Origin of the sequence: Streptomyces sp. NPDC085944 (genome assembly GCF_040686295.1) — a bacterium.
Taxonomy (GTDB): domain Bacteria; phylum Actinomycetota; class Actinomycetes; order Streptomycetales; family Streptomycetaceae; genus Streptomyces; species Streptomyces salinarius.
The window spans coordinates 564,010-579,789 of record NZ_JBFBJX010000001.1 but is presented as its reverse complement, the minus strand read 5'-3'; the positions used below and the strand labels follow the sequence as shown (position 1 = coordinate 579,789).

The 15,780-nt window shown below is 73.3% G+C and carries 12 protein-coding genes and 1 pseudogene; 7 read left to right on the top strand and 6 right to left on the bottom strand.

Annotated elements, in window-relative coordinates; translation table 11 throughout:
• The first annotated feature begins 235 nt into the window (after positions 1-235).
• The 3 genes from AB0P07_RS02845 to AB0P07_RS02835 all read left to right on the top strand — a co-directional run bounded on the left by AB0P07_RS02845 (position 236) and on the right by AB0P07_RS02835 (position 2,073).
• Positions 236-793 carry a SigE family RNA polymerase sigma factor gene (locus tag AB0P07_RS02845; RefSeq protein WP_365544113.1) on the top strand — a complete coding sequence of 186 codons (558 nt, stop codon included), beginning with the start codon at positions 236-238 and terminating at the stop codon, positions 791-793.
• Positions 786-1,370 (top strand): hypothetical protein, encoded by a 585-nt coding sequence (locus AB0P07_RS02840; RefSeq protein WP_365544110.1) that lies wholly within the window; start codon positions 786-788, stop codon positions 1,368-1,370. Before AB0P07_RS02845 ends, AB0P07_RS02840 begins: the two co-directional genes overlap by 8 nt.
• Positions 1,371-1,491: 121 nt before the next feature.
• On the top strand, positions 1,492-2,073 hold the full coding sequence (locus tag AB0P07_RS02835) for a hypothetical protein (protein WP_365544107.1): 582 nt from the start codon (positions 1,492-1,494) through the stop codon (positions 2,071-2,073).
• A 396-nt stretch (positions 2,074-2,469) separates the two neighbouring features.
• On the opposite strand, the gene AB0P07_RS02830 is transcribed toward AB0P07_RS02835, so the two are convergent.
• On the bottom strand, positions 2,470-4,290 hold the full coding sequence (locus AB0P07_RS02830; RefSeq protein WP_365544104.1) for a phosphoenolpyruvate carboxykinase (GTP): 1,821 nt from the start codon (positions 4,288-4,290) through the stop codon (positions 2,470-2,472).
• A gap of 288 nt (positions 4,291-4,578) precedes the next feature.
• On the opposite strand from AB0P07_RS02830, the gene AB0P07_RS02825 reads away from it, so the two are divergent.
• The 3 genes from AB0P07_RS02825 to AB0P07_RS02815 are packed head-to-tail and all read left to right on the top strand — an operon-like array spanning position 4,579 to position 6,474.
• Positions 4,579-5,283, top strand: coding sequence for a hemolysin III family protein (locus AB0P07_RS02825; RefSeq protein ID WP_365544101.1), 705 nt, complete (start codon positions 4,579-4,581; stop codon positions 5,281-5,283).
• A 59-nt stretch (positions 5,284-5,342) separates the two neighbouring features.
• Positions 5,343-6,074 carry a Mut7-C RNAse domain-containing protein gene (locus AB0P07_RS02820; RefSeq protein WP_365544098.1) on the top strand — a complete coding sequence of 244 codons (732 nt, stop codon included), beginning with the start codon at positions 5,343-5,345 and terminating at the stop codon, positions 6,072-6,074.
• 49 nt (positions 6,075-6,123) lie between these two features.
• Entirely contained in the window at positions 6,124-6,474 is a 351-nt protein-coding gene (locus tag AB0P07_RS02815) for a hypothetical protein (RefSeq protein ID WP_365544095.1), read from the top strand.
• Between the two features lie 16 nt (positions 6,475-6,490).
• On the opposite strand, the gene AB0P07_RS02810 is transcribed toward AB0P07_RS02815, so the two are convergent.
• The 5 genes from AB0P07_RS02810 to AB0P07_RS02790 all read right to left on the bottom strand — a co-directional run bounded on the left by AB0P07_RS02810 (position 6,491) and on the right by AB0P07_RS02790 (position 14,036).
• The gene (locus tag AB0P07_RS02810; protein WP_365544092.1) at positions 6,491-8,521 is read right to left on the bottom strand and encodes a thioredoxin domain-containing protein; all 2,031 of its coding nucleotides are present in this window, start codon (positions 8,519-8,521) and stop codon (positions 6,491-6,493) included.
• A gap of 107 nt (positions 8,522-8,628) precedes the next feature.
• A complete protein-coding gene (locus AB0P07_RS02805; RefSeq protein WP_365544089.1) occupies positions 8,629-9,132 on the bottom strand; it encodes a nucleoside deaminase in 504 nt (167 codons plus the stop codon).
• Between the two features lie 194 nt (positions 9,133-9,326).
• Positions 9,327-10,136 (bottom strand): xanthine dehydrogenase accessory protein XdhC, encoded by an 810-nt coding sequence (gene xdhC / locus AB0P07_RS02800; protein ID WP_365544086.1) that lies wholly within the window; start codon positions 10,134-10,136, stop codon positions 9,327-9,329.
• Position 10,137: 1 nt separating this feature from the next.
• On the bottom strand, positions 10,138-12,555 hold the full coding sequence (gene xdhB, locus AB0P07_RS02795; protein WP_365544083.1) for a xanthine dehydrogenase molybdopterin binding subunit: 2,418 nt from the start codon (positions 12,553-12,555) through the stop codon (positions 10,138-10,140).
• On the bottom strand, positions 12,552-14,036 hold the full coding sequence (locus AB0P07_RS02790; RefSeq protein WP_365544080.1) for an FAD binding domain-containing protein: 1,485 nt from the start codon (positions 14,034-14,036) through the stop codon (positions 12,552-12,554). Before AB0P07_RS02790 ends, xdhB begins: the two co-directional genes overlap by 4 nt.
• A 583-nt stretch (positions 14,037-14,619) precedes the next feature.
• Here AB0P07_RS02790 and AB0P07_RS02785 point away from each other — a divergent pair.
• Positions 14,620-15,780, top strand: a pseudogene (locus AB0P07_RS02785) (hypothetical protein); the annotation flags it as partial.

Here is a 15,780-nt window from a genome sequence, read left to right as displayed (position 1 = left end):
GCCCTTCACTCCGGCCTCGCCGTCAGCGGGTGCGGCGGACCGTCACCGACGCGGCCGACCCCGGCACCGGTCCAGGGATGCGGCGAACGACGCCCCCGGACCGTGCCCGCGGTCAACGCCGGACCGTGAGCGGTCCCCGGAGGCGCCGTCTGCCCGTCGAGGCGGGCGAGCAGGTCTGTGATCCCTTGCGCTGCGAGGGGGCCTGATGACACGGTGCAGCCTCGACGGGAGAGGCATGCAGGCACGGAATACGGGACGCGGCGACGGGGACAGGGACGAGCACGACGAGTTCGACGCCTTCTACGCCGAGAGCGTCGGTCGGCTCACCGGCCAGCTGTACGCGATGACGGGCGACCTCGCCGAGGCGCAGGACGTGGTCCAGGAGGCCTTCGCGCGGGCCTGGGAGCACCGGTCCGAGCTCGACCTCGACGGCGCCCCGGAGGCCTGGGTGCGCACGGTGGCCTGGCGGCTGGCGGTCAGCCGGTGGCGGAAGGTGCGCACCGCGCTCGCCTTCGCACGGCGGCAGGGGCCACCGGCCGTGGCTCCGCCACCGGAGCCGCACCACGTGTTGCTGGTCCAGGCGCTGCGGCAGATCCCGGAAGCACATCGGCGGGCCGTGGTGCTGCACCATCTGTGCGACCTGTCGGTGGAACAGGTCGCCGCCGAGGCCGGCTGTGCGGTCGGCACGGTCAAGGCACACTTGAGCCGGGGCCGGGCCGCGCTGGCGCGGCTGCTGGCCGACACCGAGCTGGATCCCGGGCGGAGCCACCTGTCGGAGGAACGTCATGGCTGACGGAACGAGGCTGGGGGACCACCTGGCCGAACTGGCCGAGTCGGGCCGACGGCACACGGCTCCGCCCGCTGCGGAGCGGATCCGGGCGCGCGGCGAGCAGCGCCTGCGCCGCAAGCGGGCCGCCCGCGCATCGGGGGGCGTGCTGCTGGCCGCGGCCGTGGCCCTGGGCGGGCTGTCGCTCGTCCGGACCGTCCGGGCGTCCGAGCCGCCCACCGTCGTCCCGGCACCGACCGCTTCGCGGTTCGTACCGCCTACGCCCGCACCGGGTGAGGAGTACGCCGTCGAACTGGGCTACGTGTACGGGGCCGTGGCGAAGGGCGACACGGTGCGGGTCACCGTCGAACCGTCCGCAAGCACTCGAGGAACGGGGACACACGGGGGCGAGGTGCACACCCTCACTCTGCCGCGGACCACACCGGTCGAGGTACGGCGGCCGGCCGACGGGGGACCCGCGGACGCGGAACTGGGCGAACTCGTGGACCGACTGGCCTCCGGACCGCGGCGGGTGTTCGCGATCGACTACGACGCCGAGGGCCGCGTGCGGTCGCTGCGGGAGGCGTACTGGCTCGCCGGGTGAGCCCGCGCGGGGCGGGAGCGGGCGGCACGGCAGAAAGTCCGCCCCGGGGTGCAACCCGGGGGCGTGGCGGCGCGTAGAGAGTACGTATCCACAACCACGCCACCTCTCGGGGGACTTGACCATGCATCTCGCACACCGCCGGCCCGCCCTGCGCTGCCTCGCCGTTTCCGCTCTCAGCCTGGTGGTTCTGACCGGGTGCGGCGGTGAGAGCGACGGGAAGGCGGCCGCCACCACCGCCGCACCCATGGCGTCGGCGACGCCTTCCGCGCCGGCCGGGGAGACGAAGAACGCGGCCCCCGCGTCGGGCGACGGTACCGGCTCGGACGGTGCGGCGTCGTCGACGACCGGCACCGCCTCCTGGGCCGGCACCAAGAAGTTCGTCCAGATCGACGGCGTCCGGACCGGCGACGGGCGCACGTACCTGTCGGTGCGGCCTGCCGAGAAGGAGATACACCCCAAGTTCGACGCATGGGTGATCACCCCGGGCGAGGGGCCCTTCACGGAGGTGCCACTGGCCGAGGACGCCCGGGTGCTGCTGTCGGTCCCGCTCGGCGACGAGACGAAGGCCGCGCCGTACTCCCAGGCGGAGTTCGCCGACCGGCTGACGGCGGAGTCGCCCTCGGCCCGCGCGGCCATCGGGTACGACCTGAGCTTCGACGGACAGGGACAGGTCATCAGGCTGCAGTCGCTGCCCATGCCCTGAGCACCAAAGCCCCACCGGCCGAGCCGCGGACTCCCGCCGATCACCGAACGTCGGCGCCCGGGGCCGCAGGTCCGACCTCGCCGGGACGGCCGGGTCCCCAAGGCCTCCCGCCCGGCGGAGCGAGGACACGCCCGGTGGCCGGTCGGGGAACGTGCGGCGCGGTTCCCGGAACCGCCCCGGATGCGCGGTCGCGGCGCCGGGCCGCCGCCGGATGCGCCGAAGGGCCGGGTCCGCCGCACGCCGTTGTGCGGTGACCCGGCCCGAGCGGGGCCTTCCCGCGCCCCGGGTACTGCTGAGCCACTGGAGCGCGGGCAGACCCCCTCGTGACCGGCCTTCGTGACGACTTCGCGGGTCAGGGCTAGCCGGACCGGCCACGGAGCTAGGGGGTGTGGGTGCTCAGCCCAGGCGCTGCACCAGGGCCCGGTACTGGTCCCACAGCTCGGTGGGCGTGTGGTCGCCGAAGGTGTTCAGGTGCTCGGGGACCAGTGCGGCCTCCTCGCGCCAGACCTCCTTGTCGACGCCGAGCAGGAACTCCAGGTCGGCGTCGGCGAGGTCGAGGCCGTCGGTGTCGAGGGACTCCTTGGTCGGCAGGATGCCGATGGGGGTCTCGACGCCGTCGGCCTTGCCCTCCAGGCGCTCCACGATCCACTTCAGGACACGACCGTTCTCGCCGAAGCCGGGCCACACGAAGCGGCCGTCGTCGTCCTTGCGGAACCAGTTGACGTAGTAGATCTTCGGCAGCTTGGACTGGTCCTTGTCCTTGGCCACGTCGACCCAGTGCCCCATGTAGTCGCCCATGTTGTAGCCGCAGAACGGCAGCATGGCGAAGGGGTCGCGGCGCAGCTCGCCGACCTTGCCCTCGGCGGCGGCGGTCTTCTCGGAGGCCACGTTGGCGCCGAGGAAGACGCCGTGGTTCCAGTCGAAGGACTCGGTGACCAGCGGTACGGCGGTGGCGCGGCGCCCGCCGAAGAGGATCGCCGAGATCGGCACGCCCCTGGGGTCCTCCCACTCCGGCGCGATGATCGGGCACTGCGCGGCGGGGGTGGTGAAGCGGGCGTTGGGGTGCGCGGCCGGAGTGCCGGACTCGGGGGTCCAGTCGTTGCCCTTCCAGTCCGTCAGGTGGGCGGGCGTCTCCTCGGTCATGCCCTCCCACCACACGTCGCCGTCGTCGGTGAGGGCGACGTTGGTGAAGACCGAGTTGCCCCACAGGGTCTTCATCGCGTTGGCGTTGGTGTGCTCACCGGTGCCGGGCGCGACGCCGAAGAAGCCGGCCTCGGGGTTGATGGCGTACAGGCGGCCGTCCTCGCCGAAGCGCATCCAGGCGATGTCGTCGCCGATGGTCTCCACGGTCCAGCCGGAGATCGTGGGCTCCAGCATGGCGAGGTTGGTCTTGCCGCAGGCGGAGGGGAAGGCGGCGGCGACGTACTTGGGCTCGCCGGTGGGCGGCGTCAGCTTCAGCACCAGCATGTGCTCCGCGAGCCAGCCCTCGTCGCGGGCCATGACGGAGGCGATGCGCAGGGCGTAGCACTTCTTGCCGAGCAGGGCGTTGCCGCCGTAGCCGGAGCCGTAGGACCAGATCTCGCGGTCCTCGGGGAAGTGCGAGATGTACTTGGTGCTGTTGCAGGGCCAGGGGACGTCCGCCTCGCCCTCGGCGAGCGGGGCGCCGACGGAGTGCACGGCCTTGACGAAGAAGCCCGTCTCGCCCAGCTCGTCCAGGACCGGCTGTCCCATGCGGGTCATGGTGCGCATGGAGGCGGCGACGTACGCGGAGTCGGTGATCTCGACGCCGAGCGCGGAGAGCGGGGAGCCGAGGGGACCCATGCAGAAGGGCACGACGTACATGGTCCGGCCGTGCATCGCGCCCCGGAAGAGACCCCGCTCACCGGTAAAGACGGCCCGCATCTCGGCGGGGTCCTTCCAGTGGTTGGTCGGGCCGGCGTCCTCCTCCTTGGCGGAGCAGATGAAGGTCCGGTCCTCGACGCGCGCGACGTCGGAGGGGTCGGAGGCCGCGTAGTAGGAGTTGGGGCGCTTGATCGGGTCGAGCCTGCGGAAGGTGCCCTTCTCGACGAGCTCCCCGCACAGTCGCTCGTACTCGGCCTCGGATCCGTCGCACCAGACCACGGAGTCCGGCTGGGTCAGTTCGGCGATCTCGTTGACCCACGAGATCAGTTCCTGGTGGTGGGTGGGGACGGGGGGAGCCGCGATGTCGCGCGCCACGATTGCTCCTAGATGAGGGGTTTTTTGTTTGGAGGCCCCGTGGGGGCTGCGACCCGGATGCGTGACGTTTGCCTCGTGGGCGCTCATCCGGTGTCGACCGCACTCATTTGATCATCCGACGCGAGCGCCCATCTGTCCAGAGGGCGTCACACCTGAGCGGAGTGAGGAGCGCCACGTGCCCGGTCCGGGAGTGCAGCGCCGGGTTCCCCCGTGAGAGGATGGTCACTCACCGCACGGCAGCCGCCCGTACTGATACGTAACTTACGGAACCGTAGGTACGATGCGCCCATGACTGCGTCCGTCCCCGACGCGCCCCAGGACGCCCCGGCCGGCGGCCGCGGCCCTGTAGCGCTCTCCCTCCCGCACCCGGTCAAGCCGAAGCTGCGCGGCTGGCTGCACCTCGGCATGTTCCCGGCGGTCCTGATCGCCGGTCTGGTGCTCACCGCCCTCGCCGAGTCGCCCGAGGCCCGCATAGCCTGCGGCGTCTACGTACTGACGGCCTGCCTCCTGTTCGGCGTCAGCGCCCTCTACCACCGGGGGAACTGGAGTCCGCGCATGGACGGCATCCTGCGCCGTCTCGACCACGCCAACATCTTCCTGATCATCGCGGGCACCTACACCCCGCTCACGCTGTTGCTGCTGCCCGACGCCCAGGGCGAGTGGCTGCTGTGGGGCATCTGGGCGGCCGCCGCGGCCGGCATCGTCTTCCGCGTCTTCTGGGTCGGCGCCCCGCGCTGGCTCTACACCCCCTGCTACCTCGCCATGGGCTGGGCGGCCGTCTTCTACCTGCCCGAGTTCATGCGGGCCGGCGGCATCGCCGTCCTGGTCCTGGTGATCGTGGGCGGCGTGCTCTACAGCGCGGGCGGCGTGATCTACGGCCTCAAGCGTCCCAACCCGTCACCGCGCTGGTTCGGCTTCCACGAGGTCTTCCACTCCTTCACCCTGGCCGCCTTCATCGCGCACTACGTGGGGATCTCGCTGGTCGCCTACTAGGCGCGCACCGGCACGAAAAGGCCGGGGCCCGGGCGCGGCCCCCGTGGCATCCTGGCCGGGTGAACGGTCCCGAGATCCACGTCGAGTTCGCCCCCGAGCTGCACCTGTTCGTCCCCCGTGCCCGCGCCGCCGGCGCCGTCCGCGCCGCCACCGACGGGGTCTCCACCCTCGGCCACCTCGTCGAGTCACTCGGCGTCCCGCTCACCGAGGTCGGCACCCTGCTCGTCGACGGCCGCGAGGTGCCGCCCGGGCACATCCCGGCGGGCGGCGAGTCGGTGCGCGTACGGCCCGTGCGGCACCCCCAGCACGTCCCCGGCGCTCCGCTGCGGTTCCTGCTCGACGTGCACCTGGGCACGCTGGCCCGGCGGCTGCGGCTGCTCGGGGTGGACACCGCGTACGAGTCGACGGACCTCGGCGACCCGGCGCTCGCCGCGCTGTCGGCGGCCGAGAAGCGGGTCATGCTCAGCCGCGACCGGGGCCTGCTGCGCCGCCGCGAGCTGTGGTCCGGCGCCTACGTCTACAGCACCCGCCCCGACGAACAGCTCCAGGAGGTCCTGGACCGCTTCCGGCCCGACCTGCGCCCGTGGACGCGGTGCACCGCCTGCAACGGACTGCTCCGGGCGGCCACCAAGGAGGAGGTGGCGGAGCAGCTCAAGGGCGGCACGCAGCGCTCGTACGACGTCTTCGCCCAGTGCACGGCGTGCGGACGGGCCTACTGGCGAGGCGCGCACCACGAGCAACTGGAGGCCATCGTGGAGCGCGCCGTGAGCAGGAGTACTCAGGGCGGTTGAGCGGTTGTGCCGATCACCGGAGGCCGGCCGGCGCGGTGGGATGGACGGTATGACCGCCTCGTCCCGCCTCCCGGCCGCGCAGCTCACCCACGCACAGCCGTCCGCCCGCGCCCTGACCATCGGCTCGGTGGCCGGGCTCATCCTGCTTCTGCCGACCGTCGTCCTCGCCTGGACCGCCGTGCTCGCCTCCGAGCGCGGCAGCCGCTGCCTGGCGTACGGCGAGCAGTGCTCGCGCGTGCCCGGCGGCGCCCTGTGGGCCTGCTTCTGGGCCTCGGCCGCCCTGGGCGTGCTGGCCCTGGCCTGGCCCCGCACCCGGTGGGCCCCCGCCAGGTGCGCGGCCGTCCTCCTGCAGTGGGGCGCGCAGCTGACGCTGGGCGCGCTGATCCTCGCCGGGGCCTGACGTGCTCGCCGGCCCCTCAGTCGCCCAGCGCCGCCCGCAGCCGCTCCGGATCGGTGGTCGGCGCGTCGCAGGTGAAGTTCCGGCAGACGTAGGCGGCCGCCGCCCCGTCCACCAGGGGCCGGTCGGCGAGCAGCGGGAACTCGTCGCTGCCCTCGGTACCGAAGGCGACGACCGCCCCGGGCGCCGTCCCCAGCAGCGCCGTGCGGTGCAGGCCGCGTGCGGCGGGGTCGGCGAGCGCCGGTCCGACGACGGCGACCTCCCGGGGGCCGTCGAGCAGCGCCTCGGCGGCGGCCAGGCCCCAGCCGATGAAGCGCGGGACGCGCGGGCCGAGCGCCTTCACCACCCCGAGGGCGTGCTCGGCGGCCGTGCGGTGGGGCTCGGAGCCGGTGTGCGCGGCGTAGGTCAGCAGGGCGCCCGCGGCGGCGCTCCAGCCGGACGGCGTGGCGTTGTCGGTGGGGTCCTGCGGGCGGCGGATCAGCTGCTCGGCGTCGGCGGCGGTGTCGTACAGGGAGCCGGACTCGTCCCGGAACCGGGTCAGGACGTGGTCGAGCAGGAAGCCGGCGAAGTCCAGCCAGACGCCCTCCCCGGTGACCGACGCCAGCGCGAGGAAGCCCTCGGCCACGTCGGCGTAGTCCTCCAGCACCCCGGCGTTGGCGCCGGGCCTGCCGTCCTTGCTGGTGCGGGTGAGCCGGACCTTCTCGTCGAGGTGCAACCGCACCAGCAGGTCGGCGGCGGCGACGGCGGCCTCGACCAGGTCGGGGCGTTCGAAGTAGGCGCCGGTCTCGGCGAGCGCGGCGATCGCCAGGCCGTTCCAGGCGGCGACCACCTTGTCGTCCCGGCCCGGGGCGGGGCGCCCGTCCCGGGCGGCCAGCAGCCGCTCCCGGACCGACGTGATCCGCGCGGCGTCGAAGACGCCCTCCTGCTGCGGAAGTTGCAGGACCGAGGCGCCGTGCTCGAAGGTGCCCTCCTCGGTCACGCCGAAGTACTGCGCGGCCAGTTCCGCGTCCTCGGCGCCGAGGACCTCGGTGAGCTGCGCGGGCGTCCACACGTAGTACGCGCCCTCGACGTGCCGGCCCGTGCCGTCGTCGCTGTCGGCGTCCAGCGCTGAGGCGAACCCGCCCTCGGCGGTGCGCAGTTCCCGCACCATGAAGTCGGCGGTCTCCAGCGCGACCCGGCGGGCGAGGTCCGACCCGGTGGCCCGCCACAGGTGGGCGTACACCCGGCACAGCAGCGCGTTGTCGTACAGCATCTTCTCGAAGTGGGGCACGATCCACTCCCGGTCCACGGAGTAGCGGGCGAAGCCGCCGCCCAGCTGGTCGTAGAGGCCGCCGCGGGCCATCCGCTCGCAGGTGTCGGCCGCCATCTGCAGGGCGCCCTCGGCGCCGGTGCGGGCGTGGTGGCGCAGCAGGAACTCGATCGCCATGGACGGCGGGAACTTCGGCGCCCCGCCGAACCCGCCGCGCTCGGCGTCGTACTCCCGGGTGAGGCCGAGCAGCGACTGCCCGAGCTGCTCCTCGCCCGGCGCCTCGGCGTCGCCGTAGGAGATCTCCCGCCCGGCGAGGTCCCGCACGATCTTCCCGGCGACCTCGCTCACCTCGTCGCGCCGCTCCGCCCAGGCCTGCTGGACGCCCTGGAGCACCTGGCGGAAGGAGGGCATGCCGTGGCGGGGCTCGGGCGGGAAGTAGGTGCCGAAGTAGAAGGGCTCGGCGTCCGGGGTGAGGAACACGGTCATGGGCCAGCCGCCCTGACCGGTGGCCGCCTGCACGGCCTCCATGTAGACGGCGTCGACGTCGGGGCGCTCCTCGCGGTCGACCTTGACGCTCACGAAGTGCGAGTTGAGGTACGCGGCGGTGGGCCCGTCCTCGAACGACTCGTGCGCCATGACGTGGCACCAGTGGCAGGCGCTGTACCCGACGCTCAGCAGGACGGGCACGTCGCGCCGCCGGGCCTCCTCGAACGCGTCGGCCTCCCACGGCCACCAGTCGACCGGGTTCTCCGCGTGCTGGAGGAGGTAGGGGGACGTCGCCTGCGCAAGTCGGTTGGGCATGCCTCCATCCTTGCGCACGCGCCGCCGCCCCGGCCAAACGCCACGGTGGGAGTGGCGCACGGACGGGGCGGCGGGAGCCCCGGGAGAGGCTCTTCGCGGGGACCGGCTCAGTAGTCGACGCGGTCGGTCTTGGCGATCCAGGCGTCGAACGGCTGGGTGCGGTGGGGCAGGTCGAGGTGCTCCACGGTCATCGGCCAGTTGGCCTGCGGCCGCTTCTCGAACAGGTCGTAGAACTTGCGGTCGTCGAAGCCGGCCACGGCGGCGTCGTGGCGGTCGGCGGAGAAGACGAGGCGGTCGACGCGGGCCCACAGGGCCGAGGAGAGGCACATCGGGCAGGGCTCGCAGGACGTGACGAGCGTGCAGCCCTGCAGGCTGAAGGTGCCGAGCGCCTTGCAGGCGGCGCGGATGGCGCTGACCTCGGCGTGGGCGGTGGGGTCGAGGCCGGCGGTGACCTGGTTGTTGCCGAGGGCGATGATCTCGTCGCCCCGGGCGATGAGGGCGCCGAAGGGGCCGCCGCCGTTGCGGACGCTGGTGGTGGCCAGGTCGATGGCCTTCTCCATCCAGGCGCGCTCGAACTCGCGGATGCCGGTCTCGAGGGTGTCGGTGGTCATGCGTGCTCCTTCTTGGGCATGCGGCGTGCGGGAGTACGGCGTGCGGGCCGGGGCGCTTCACGGGGAGGAGGCGTAGGAGCAGTACACAACTCGGCGGCGAGACCCGGCCAGGGGCCGAAAACATGAACTACGGACGGGCTGCGACCGGCCGTTCGTAGATTCCTACAGGCGCCGGAGAACGGCCCCGCAGGGGGTCACTCCCCGTCGGCCTCGAAGGTGCGCAGCAGGTCGGCCGCGACGCTCACGGCTATGGTCGCGGGCTCCTTGCCGGTGATGTCGGCGAGTCCGATCGGCGTCTTGATCCGGTCGATGACGGCGTCGTCGTGGCCGCCCTCGGTGGCGAGCCGCTTGCGGAACCGCGCCCACTTGGCCGCCGAGCCGATCAGGCCGACGGACCCGAGGTGGTCCGTGCGCAGGGCCGCGTCGCACAGGGCGGCGTCCTCGGCGTGGTCGTGGGTCATGATCAGGACGTGGGTGCCGCGGGGCAGCTGCGCCAGCACTTCCTCGGGCAGCAGCGGCGTGTGGTGCGTGTGCACCTGCGCCACCGCGTCCGCCAGCACGCCGAGGCGCTCCTCGGTGAGCATGTCGGAGCGGTTGTCGACCAGGTGGAGGTCGAGGTCCTGGCGGGCCAGGATGCGCGCCAGCTCCAGGCCGACGTGGCCGACGCCGAAGACCGCCACCGCCCGGACCACCGGCAGCGGTTCGAGCAGTACCGAGACGGTGCCGCCGCAGCACTGCACGCCGTGCTGGTTGGTCACCTTGTCGTTGAGGGCGAAGTCGAGCAGCTCCGGTTCCGCCCTGGACGTGGTGATCATCTCGCGGGCCCGGTCGATCGCCACGGCCTCGACGTTGCCTCCGCCGATCGAGCCCCACGTCTCGGTGTGTCCCACGACGAGCTTGGCCCCGGCGTCGCGCGGTGCGTGGCCGCGCACGGTGGCCACGGTCACGAGCACGCCGGACTCCCGGCGTGCCCGCAACCGCGCGACCGCGGCGACCCACGTCATGTCAGGCACCGCTCAGCGCTTCCGCGCCGGTGCGGGCCGCACCGGCGACGGCCGCTGCGTCGCGGGCGCCGCCGTTCCCGGCGGTGCCGGCCTGCCGGGCCGACTCGATCGCCCAGTACACCGCCTCCGGCGTGGCGGGCGAGGCCAGCTCGACGACGGTCCCCTTCGGGCCGAACGCGGCGGCGGCCTGCCGCAGCGCCTCGCGCACCGAGAACGCCAGCATCAGCGGGGGCTCGCCGACCGCCTTGGAGCCGAACACGGCTCCCTCCTCGGTGGCGTTCTCCAGGAGGGTGACGTTGAACTCCTCGGGCATCTCCGAGAAGCTCGGCAGCTTGTACGTGCTCGCCGCCTGGGTGAGGAGCCGGCCCCGGTTCGGGCCGTCGCCGGTGTCCCAGCGCAGGTCCTCCAGCGTCAGCCAGCCCGCGCCCTGGACGAAGCCGCCCTCGATCTGACCGATGTCGATCAGCGGGGAGAGGCTGTCGCCGACGTCGTGCACGATGTCGACGCGCCGGATGCGGTAGGCGCCGGTGAAGCCGTCCACCTCCACCTCGGTCGCGGCGGCGCCGATGGCGAAGTACTTGAACGGCGACCCCTGGAACTTGGTGGCGTCCCAGTGCAGCCCCTCGGTCCGGTAGTAGCCGGCCGCGGAGAGCTGGACCCGCTGGAAGTACGCGGTGCGTACGAGGTCGTCCCAGGCCAGCTCCCGGTCGCTGCCCAGGGTGCGCGCGACGCCCTCGACGATGCGCACGTCCGAGGCGTTCGCGCCGAGCTGCGAGGCGGCCACCCGGAGGAGCCGTTCGCGCAGCTGCTCACAGGCGTTCTTGACGGCCCCGCCGTTGAGGTCGGCGCCGGAACTGGCCGCGGTGGCGGAGGTGTTGGGCACCTTGTCGGTGCGGGTCGGGGCGAGGCGCACCTTGTGCAGCGGGATGCCCAGCGTGGTCGCGGCCACCTGCAGCATCTTGGTGTGCAGGCCCTGGCCCATCTCGGTGCCGCCGTGGTTGATCAGGACCGAGCCGTCCTTGTAGATCAGCACCAGCGCGCCGCCCTGGTTGAAGGCGGTGAGGTTGAACGAGATGCCGAACTTCACGCCGGTGATCGCGAGGGCCCGCTTGGTGTGCGGGTGCGCGGCGTTGAAGGCGGCGATCTCGCGCTCGCGGTCGGCGAAGCCCGCCTTCTCCAGCACCTGCTGCCAGGCGGCGGTGATCCGCTCGGGCTGCGTGACCGGCTGCCCGTACGGCGTCGTCTGACCCTGGCCCGGCCGGTAGAAGTTGCGTTCCCGCAGCTCCCGGGGGTCGAGGCCGAGGCGCGGCGCGCAGCGGCCGAGGACGTCCTCGATCACCAGCATGCCCTGCGGTCCGCCGAAGCCGCGGAAGGCGGTGTTGGAGACCGTGTTGGTCTTGGCGATGCGGCCGGCGACGCGCGCGTTGGGGATCCAGTACGTGTTGTCGATGTGGCACAGCGCCCGGGCGAGGACCGGCTCGGACAGGTCCAGGCTCCAGCCGCCGTCGGCGACCAGGGTGGCGTCGAGGGCCTGGATGCGGCCCTCGGCGTCGAAGCCGATCTTCCAGGTGGCGTGGAAGCCGTGCCGCTTGCCGGACATGGTCAGGTCCTGGGTCCGGTTGAGCCGGAACCGGACCGGGCGGCCGGTCAGCTTGGCGCCGAGCGCGGCGACGGCCGCGAAGCCGTGCGGCTGCATCTCCTTGCCGCCGAAGCCGCCGCCCATCCGCAGGCACTGCACGGTCACCTCGTGGGCGGGCACCCCGAGCACGTGCGCGACGATCTCCTGGGTCTCGGACGGGTGCTGGGTGCTGCTCTGGATGAACACCTGCCCGTTCTCGTCGACCTGGGCGAGCGCCGCGTGCGTCTCCAGGTAGAAGTGCTCCTGCCCGGAGAACTGGAACTCGCCGGTGAACACGTGGGCGGAGTCGGCGAAGCCCGCGTCGACGTCGCCGTGCGTCATGACGGGACGGGCGCCGTGGTAGCTGTCCGCCGCGACGGCGTCCTGGAGCGTGATCACGGAGGGCAGTTCGTCGAGGTCCACCTCGACGGCCGCCGCGCCGATCCTGGCCGCCTCCAGCGTCTCGCCGAGCACCCAGGCGACCGCGTGGCCGTGGAACATGACCTCGTCGGGGAAGAGCGGCTCGTCGTGCTTCATGCCGGCGTCGTTGACGCCGGGCACGTCGGCGCCGGTCAGCACCCGCACCACGCCGGGCACCGCGAGGGCGGCCTCGGTGCGGACGGCCGTGACCCGGCCGCGGGCCTTCATGACCTGGACGGGGTGGGCGTGCAGGACGTCCTTGGTGCGCTGGACCAGGTCGTCGGTGTAGAGCGCGGTGCCGGTGACGTGCTGGACGGCGCTCTCGTGCGGCATGGAGACGCCGACGACGGGCTTCTCGGGACGCTCGGACAGGTGGCTCATGACGGCACCGCCTCGGTGGTCTGGGCGTACAGCTTCAGCAGGCTCTGGCCGAGCATCGCGGCACGGTAGTCGGCGCTGGCGCGGTGGTCGCTCATCGGCGTGCCCTCGCCCCGCAGCACCTCGGCCGCGGCCTCGGCGGTCTGGGCGGTCCACGGCCGGCCCTCCAGGGCGGCCTCGGTGGCCAGGGCGCGGACCGGGGTGGCGGCCACACCGCCGAGCCCGATGCGCGCCTTGCGGACGGTGCCGCCCTCGACGTCGAGCGCGAAGGCGACGGCGACGCTGGAGATGTCGTCGAAGCGCCGCTTGGCGATCTTGTGGAAGGCGGTGACCGGCGCCGGCGGCAGCGGGAGGCGCACCGCGCGGATCAGCTCGCCGGGACGGCGCACGCTCTGCCGGTACCCGGTGAAGTACTCGGCCAGCGGCACCTCGCGTTCACCGTCGGCGTCGGCGAGCACCAGCGACGCCTCCAGCGCGAGCAGCACCGGCGGGCTGTCGCCGATGGGCGAGCCGGTGCCCAGGTTGCCGCCGAGGGTGGCGCCGTTGCGGATGAGCCGGGACGCGAACTGCGGGAACAGCTGCGCCAGCAGCGGAACGGTGCCGTCGAGGCGGCGTTCGATCTCGGTGAGCGTGAGCGCCGCGCCGATCTCGACGTGGTCGGACTCGACGCGCAGTTCCCGCAGTTCGGGCAGCCGGTCGACGGCGACCACGCAGTCCGCACGGCGGGAGCGGATGTTGACCTCGACGCCCCAGTCGGTGCTTCCGGCGACCACCACCGCGTCGGGCCGCTCGCGCAGCAGCCGCAGCGTCTCGGCCAGGGTGCCCTTGCGGACGAAGGCGCTGTCGCCCCGGCGGTACTCGGTGGCGACGGGCGCGGGCGGGGCCTGGTCGCGGCGCCGGGCCAGCGGGTCGTCGTCGGTGGGCGCGCCGACGGCGAACGCGGCGTCGCGGATGGGCCGGTAGCCGGTGCAGCGGCACAGGTTGCCGCTGAGCGCGTGCAGGTCGAAGCCGTTCGGGCCGTGCTCAGCGTCGGCGTTGTCGGTGCCCTCGGCCGCGTCCGGACCCTGCTCCGCGTGCGCGCAGCGGTCGGGCCGGTAGTACTCGCCCGCCATGCTGCAGATGAAACCAGGCGTGCAGTAGCCGCACTGGGAGCCGCCGCGGACCGCCATCTCCTCCTGCACCGGGTGCAGGACGGGCGGCGTGCCGGGCGCCTCGACGGTGGCGAGGCCTTCGGAGGTGACGACCTCCTGGCCGTCGAGCGCCGCGACCGGGACCAGGCAGGCGTTGACCGGCACCCAGTCGGTGGGCTTGTTCACCCCGGGGCGGGCCACCAGGATCGAGCAGGCGCCGCACTCGCCCTCGGCACAGCCCTCCTTGGTGCCGGTCAGGCCACGCTCACGCAGGAAGTCGAGGACCGTGGTGTGGGGCGCGGCCGGTGCGATCGGCGCTTCTTTTCCGTTGACGGTGATCCGTGCCGCTGTCATGACCGACCTTCATTTCGACTCGGGACACGTCGATTCATCATGTTCGCCAATTTCAGGCAGCTTTCTCTGTTCGGACGCGCCGCGTGGGAAAAGCGAGCGCACGTCGGCACGCGACAGGGGCATGCCGTGAAGAGGTGAGGTACAGAAGACGTGCAGAGGTGCACGAGTGAAGGGAAAACCCGGGACGTGCCCCGTCAGGGCACGGGGGAACGGCGTGTCAGCAGCCGTGCGCGACCCGACCCGAAACCCACACGGTGCGGCGGGCGAGGCGACTCAGATCGGAGTTGGTGTACATCCGCCGATCGCCTCCTGTCGGTAGTCATGGATCTGCTTCCCTGGCAAATTAGTGGCTTCGGTCACCGGGGTCAAGAGAGGAATTCGTTGAATTCCCCCGCCCGGAGAGGCGCGGGCGCGAAACCGGTGCCGAACACGTCTGCCCAGGGTCTCCTCGCCGCAGGACACTTGAGCGACGTGCAACCGGGGAAGGACCCGGGAACGGGCCGGGAGGGCCCTGGAACGCCCGGGGCCACCGGGGCGCCCGGGGGGACCGGCAGGACACCGATGCCGCCGGAGGGGGCGCGACATGCGGGACAGTCATCGGGCGGAGGCCGAAGGGCTTCTCAGGCGGGCCGTGGAGGAGGAGGTACGGCGCTCGGGCGGACGCACGGACGGGAACGTGCTGCTGTCCCGGGCCCGCGCGGCGCTGGACACGATGGCGGGGACGGCCGGCGAGGAGTACGCGGCCTACACGCGCGCCCTCGACGAGGCCGCCGCCGGACAGCTCACCTTCCGCGAGCGCTACGCCCGTGAGGGCGCCGGCACGCCCCTGCTGGTGGCCGGCGTGGCTGCCGTCGCCGCGGTGATCTCCGACGTGGCGCTCGGCACGGGCACCGGAGCCGCGGTGGGCGCGGGCGTGACGGTCGGCGTCGTCGGCGCTGCGGCGACCGTGGTGAAGGTGGTCGGGACCCATGTGCCGGCCGCCCATCACCGCGCCGGGGCGGTCAGCCAGCCCGGCGGGCCCGAGCAGCTGCGGCTGCAGTGGCTCACCGCGCTGGAGGTGCGCGGCATCCGTCCGTTCCTGGACCAGCAGCGGATGCTCGCCGCGTCGACCGGGCCGGCCAGGACCGGGCCGAAGCTGCGGGGCGCCGACAAGAGCGCGGCCGCGCGGGGGCGCAGCGCGCTGGAGCAGTCGTTCGCGCAACTTCCCGTGGCGGACGGGCCGTTCGCGGGCCGGCGGCAGGAGATGGCGCGGCTGCGGCAGTGGGTGCAGGCGGCCCGCGCGAGCACGGAGACCAAGCCGACGGTGGTGGTCCTGCACGGACCGCCGGGCAGCGGACGTACGACGCTGGCCGTGCGGGCCGTCCACGAGCTGCGGGACTACTTCCGCGGAGCCTGCCTGGTCGATCTGCGGGGGACCGGGTCGGGGGCGGGCGGCACGGGAGCGGGCGGCTACCGGGCGGACGGCACGGCGGCGGACGGCTTCGGGACGCCGGGCTCCAGGACCGGCCGCTCCAGTATCGGCGGCACCGGAGCGGGTAGCTCCAGGACCGGCGGCACCGGGGCCGGTGGCCTCGGGGACGGCGGCGCGGGAGCGGGTAGCTCCAGGACCGGCGGCACCGGGGCCGGTGGCCTCGGGGACGGCGGCACGGGAGCGGGTAGCTCCAGGACCGGCGGCACCGGGGCCGGTGGCCTCGGGGACGGCGGCACGGGAGCGGGTAGCTCCAGGACCGGCGGCACCGGGGCG

Coding starts and splice junctions, on each gene's coding strand:
- AB0P07_RS02845 (WP_365544113.1), top strand. CDS start 236: ATGCAGGCACGGAATACGGGACGCGGCGACGGGGACAGGGACGAGCAC.
- AB0P07_RS02840 (WP_365544110.1), top strand. CDS start 786: ATGGCTGACGGAACGAGGCTGGGGGACCACCTGGCCGAACTGGCCGAG.
- AB0P07_RS02835 (WP_365544107.1), top strand. CDS start 1,492: ATGCATCTCGCACACCGCCGGCCCGCCCTGCGCTGCCTCGCCGTTTCC.
- AB0P07_RS02825 (WP_365544101.1), top strand. CDS start 4,579: ATGACTGCGTCCGTCCCCGACGCGCCCCAGGACGCCCCGGCCGGCGGC.
- AB0P07_RS02815 (WP_365544095.1), top strand. CDS start 6,124: ATGACCGCCTCGTCCCGCCTCCCGGCCGCGCAGCTCACCCACGCACAG.
- AB0P07_RS02810 (WP_365544092.1), bottom strand. CDS start 8,521: ATGCCCAACCGACTTGCGCAGGCGACGTCCCCCTACCTCCTCCAGCAC.
- AB0P07_RS02805 (WP_365544089.1), bottom strand. CDS start 9,132: ATGACCACCGACACCCTCGAGACCGGCATCCGCGAGTTCGAGCGCGCC.
- xdhC (WP_365544086.1), bottom strand. CDS start 10,136: ATGACGTGGGTCGCCGCGGTCGCGCGGTTGCGGGCACGCCGGGAGTCC.
- xdhB (WP_365544083.1), bottom strand. CDS start 12,555: ATGAGCCACCTGTCCGAGCGTCCCGAGAAGCCCGTCGTCGGCGTCTCC.
- AB0P07_RS02790 (WP_365544080.1), bottom strand. CDS start 14,036: ATGACAGCGGCACGGATCACCGTCAACGGAAAAGAAGCGCCGATCGCA.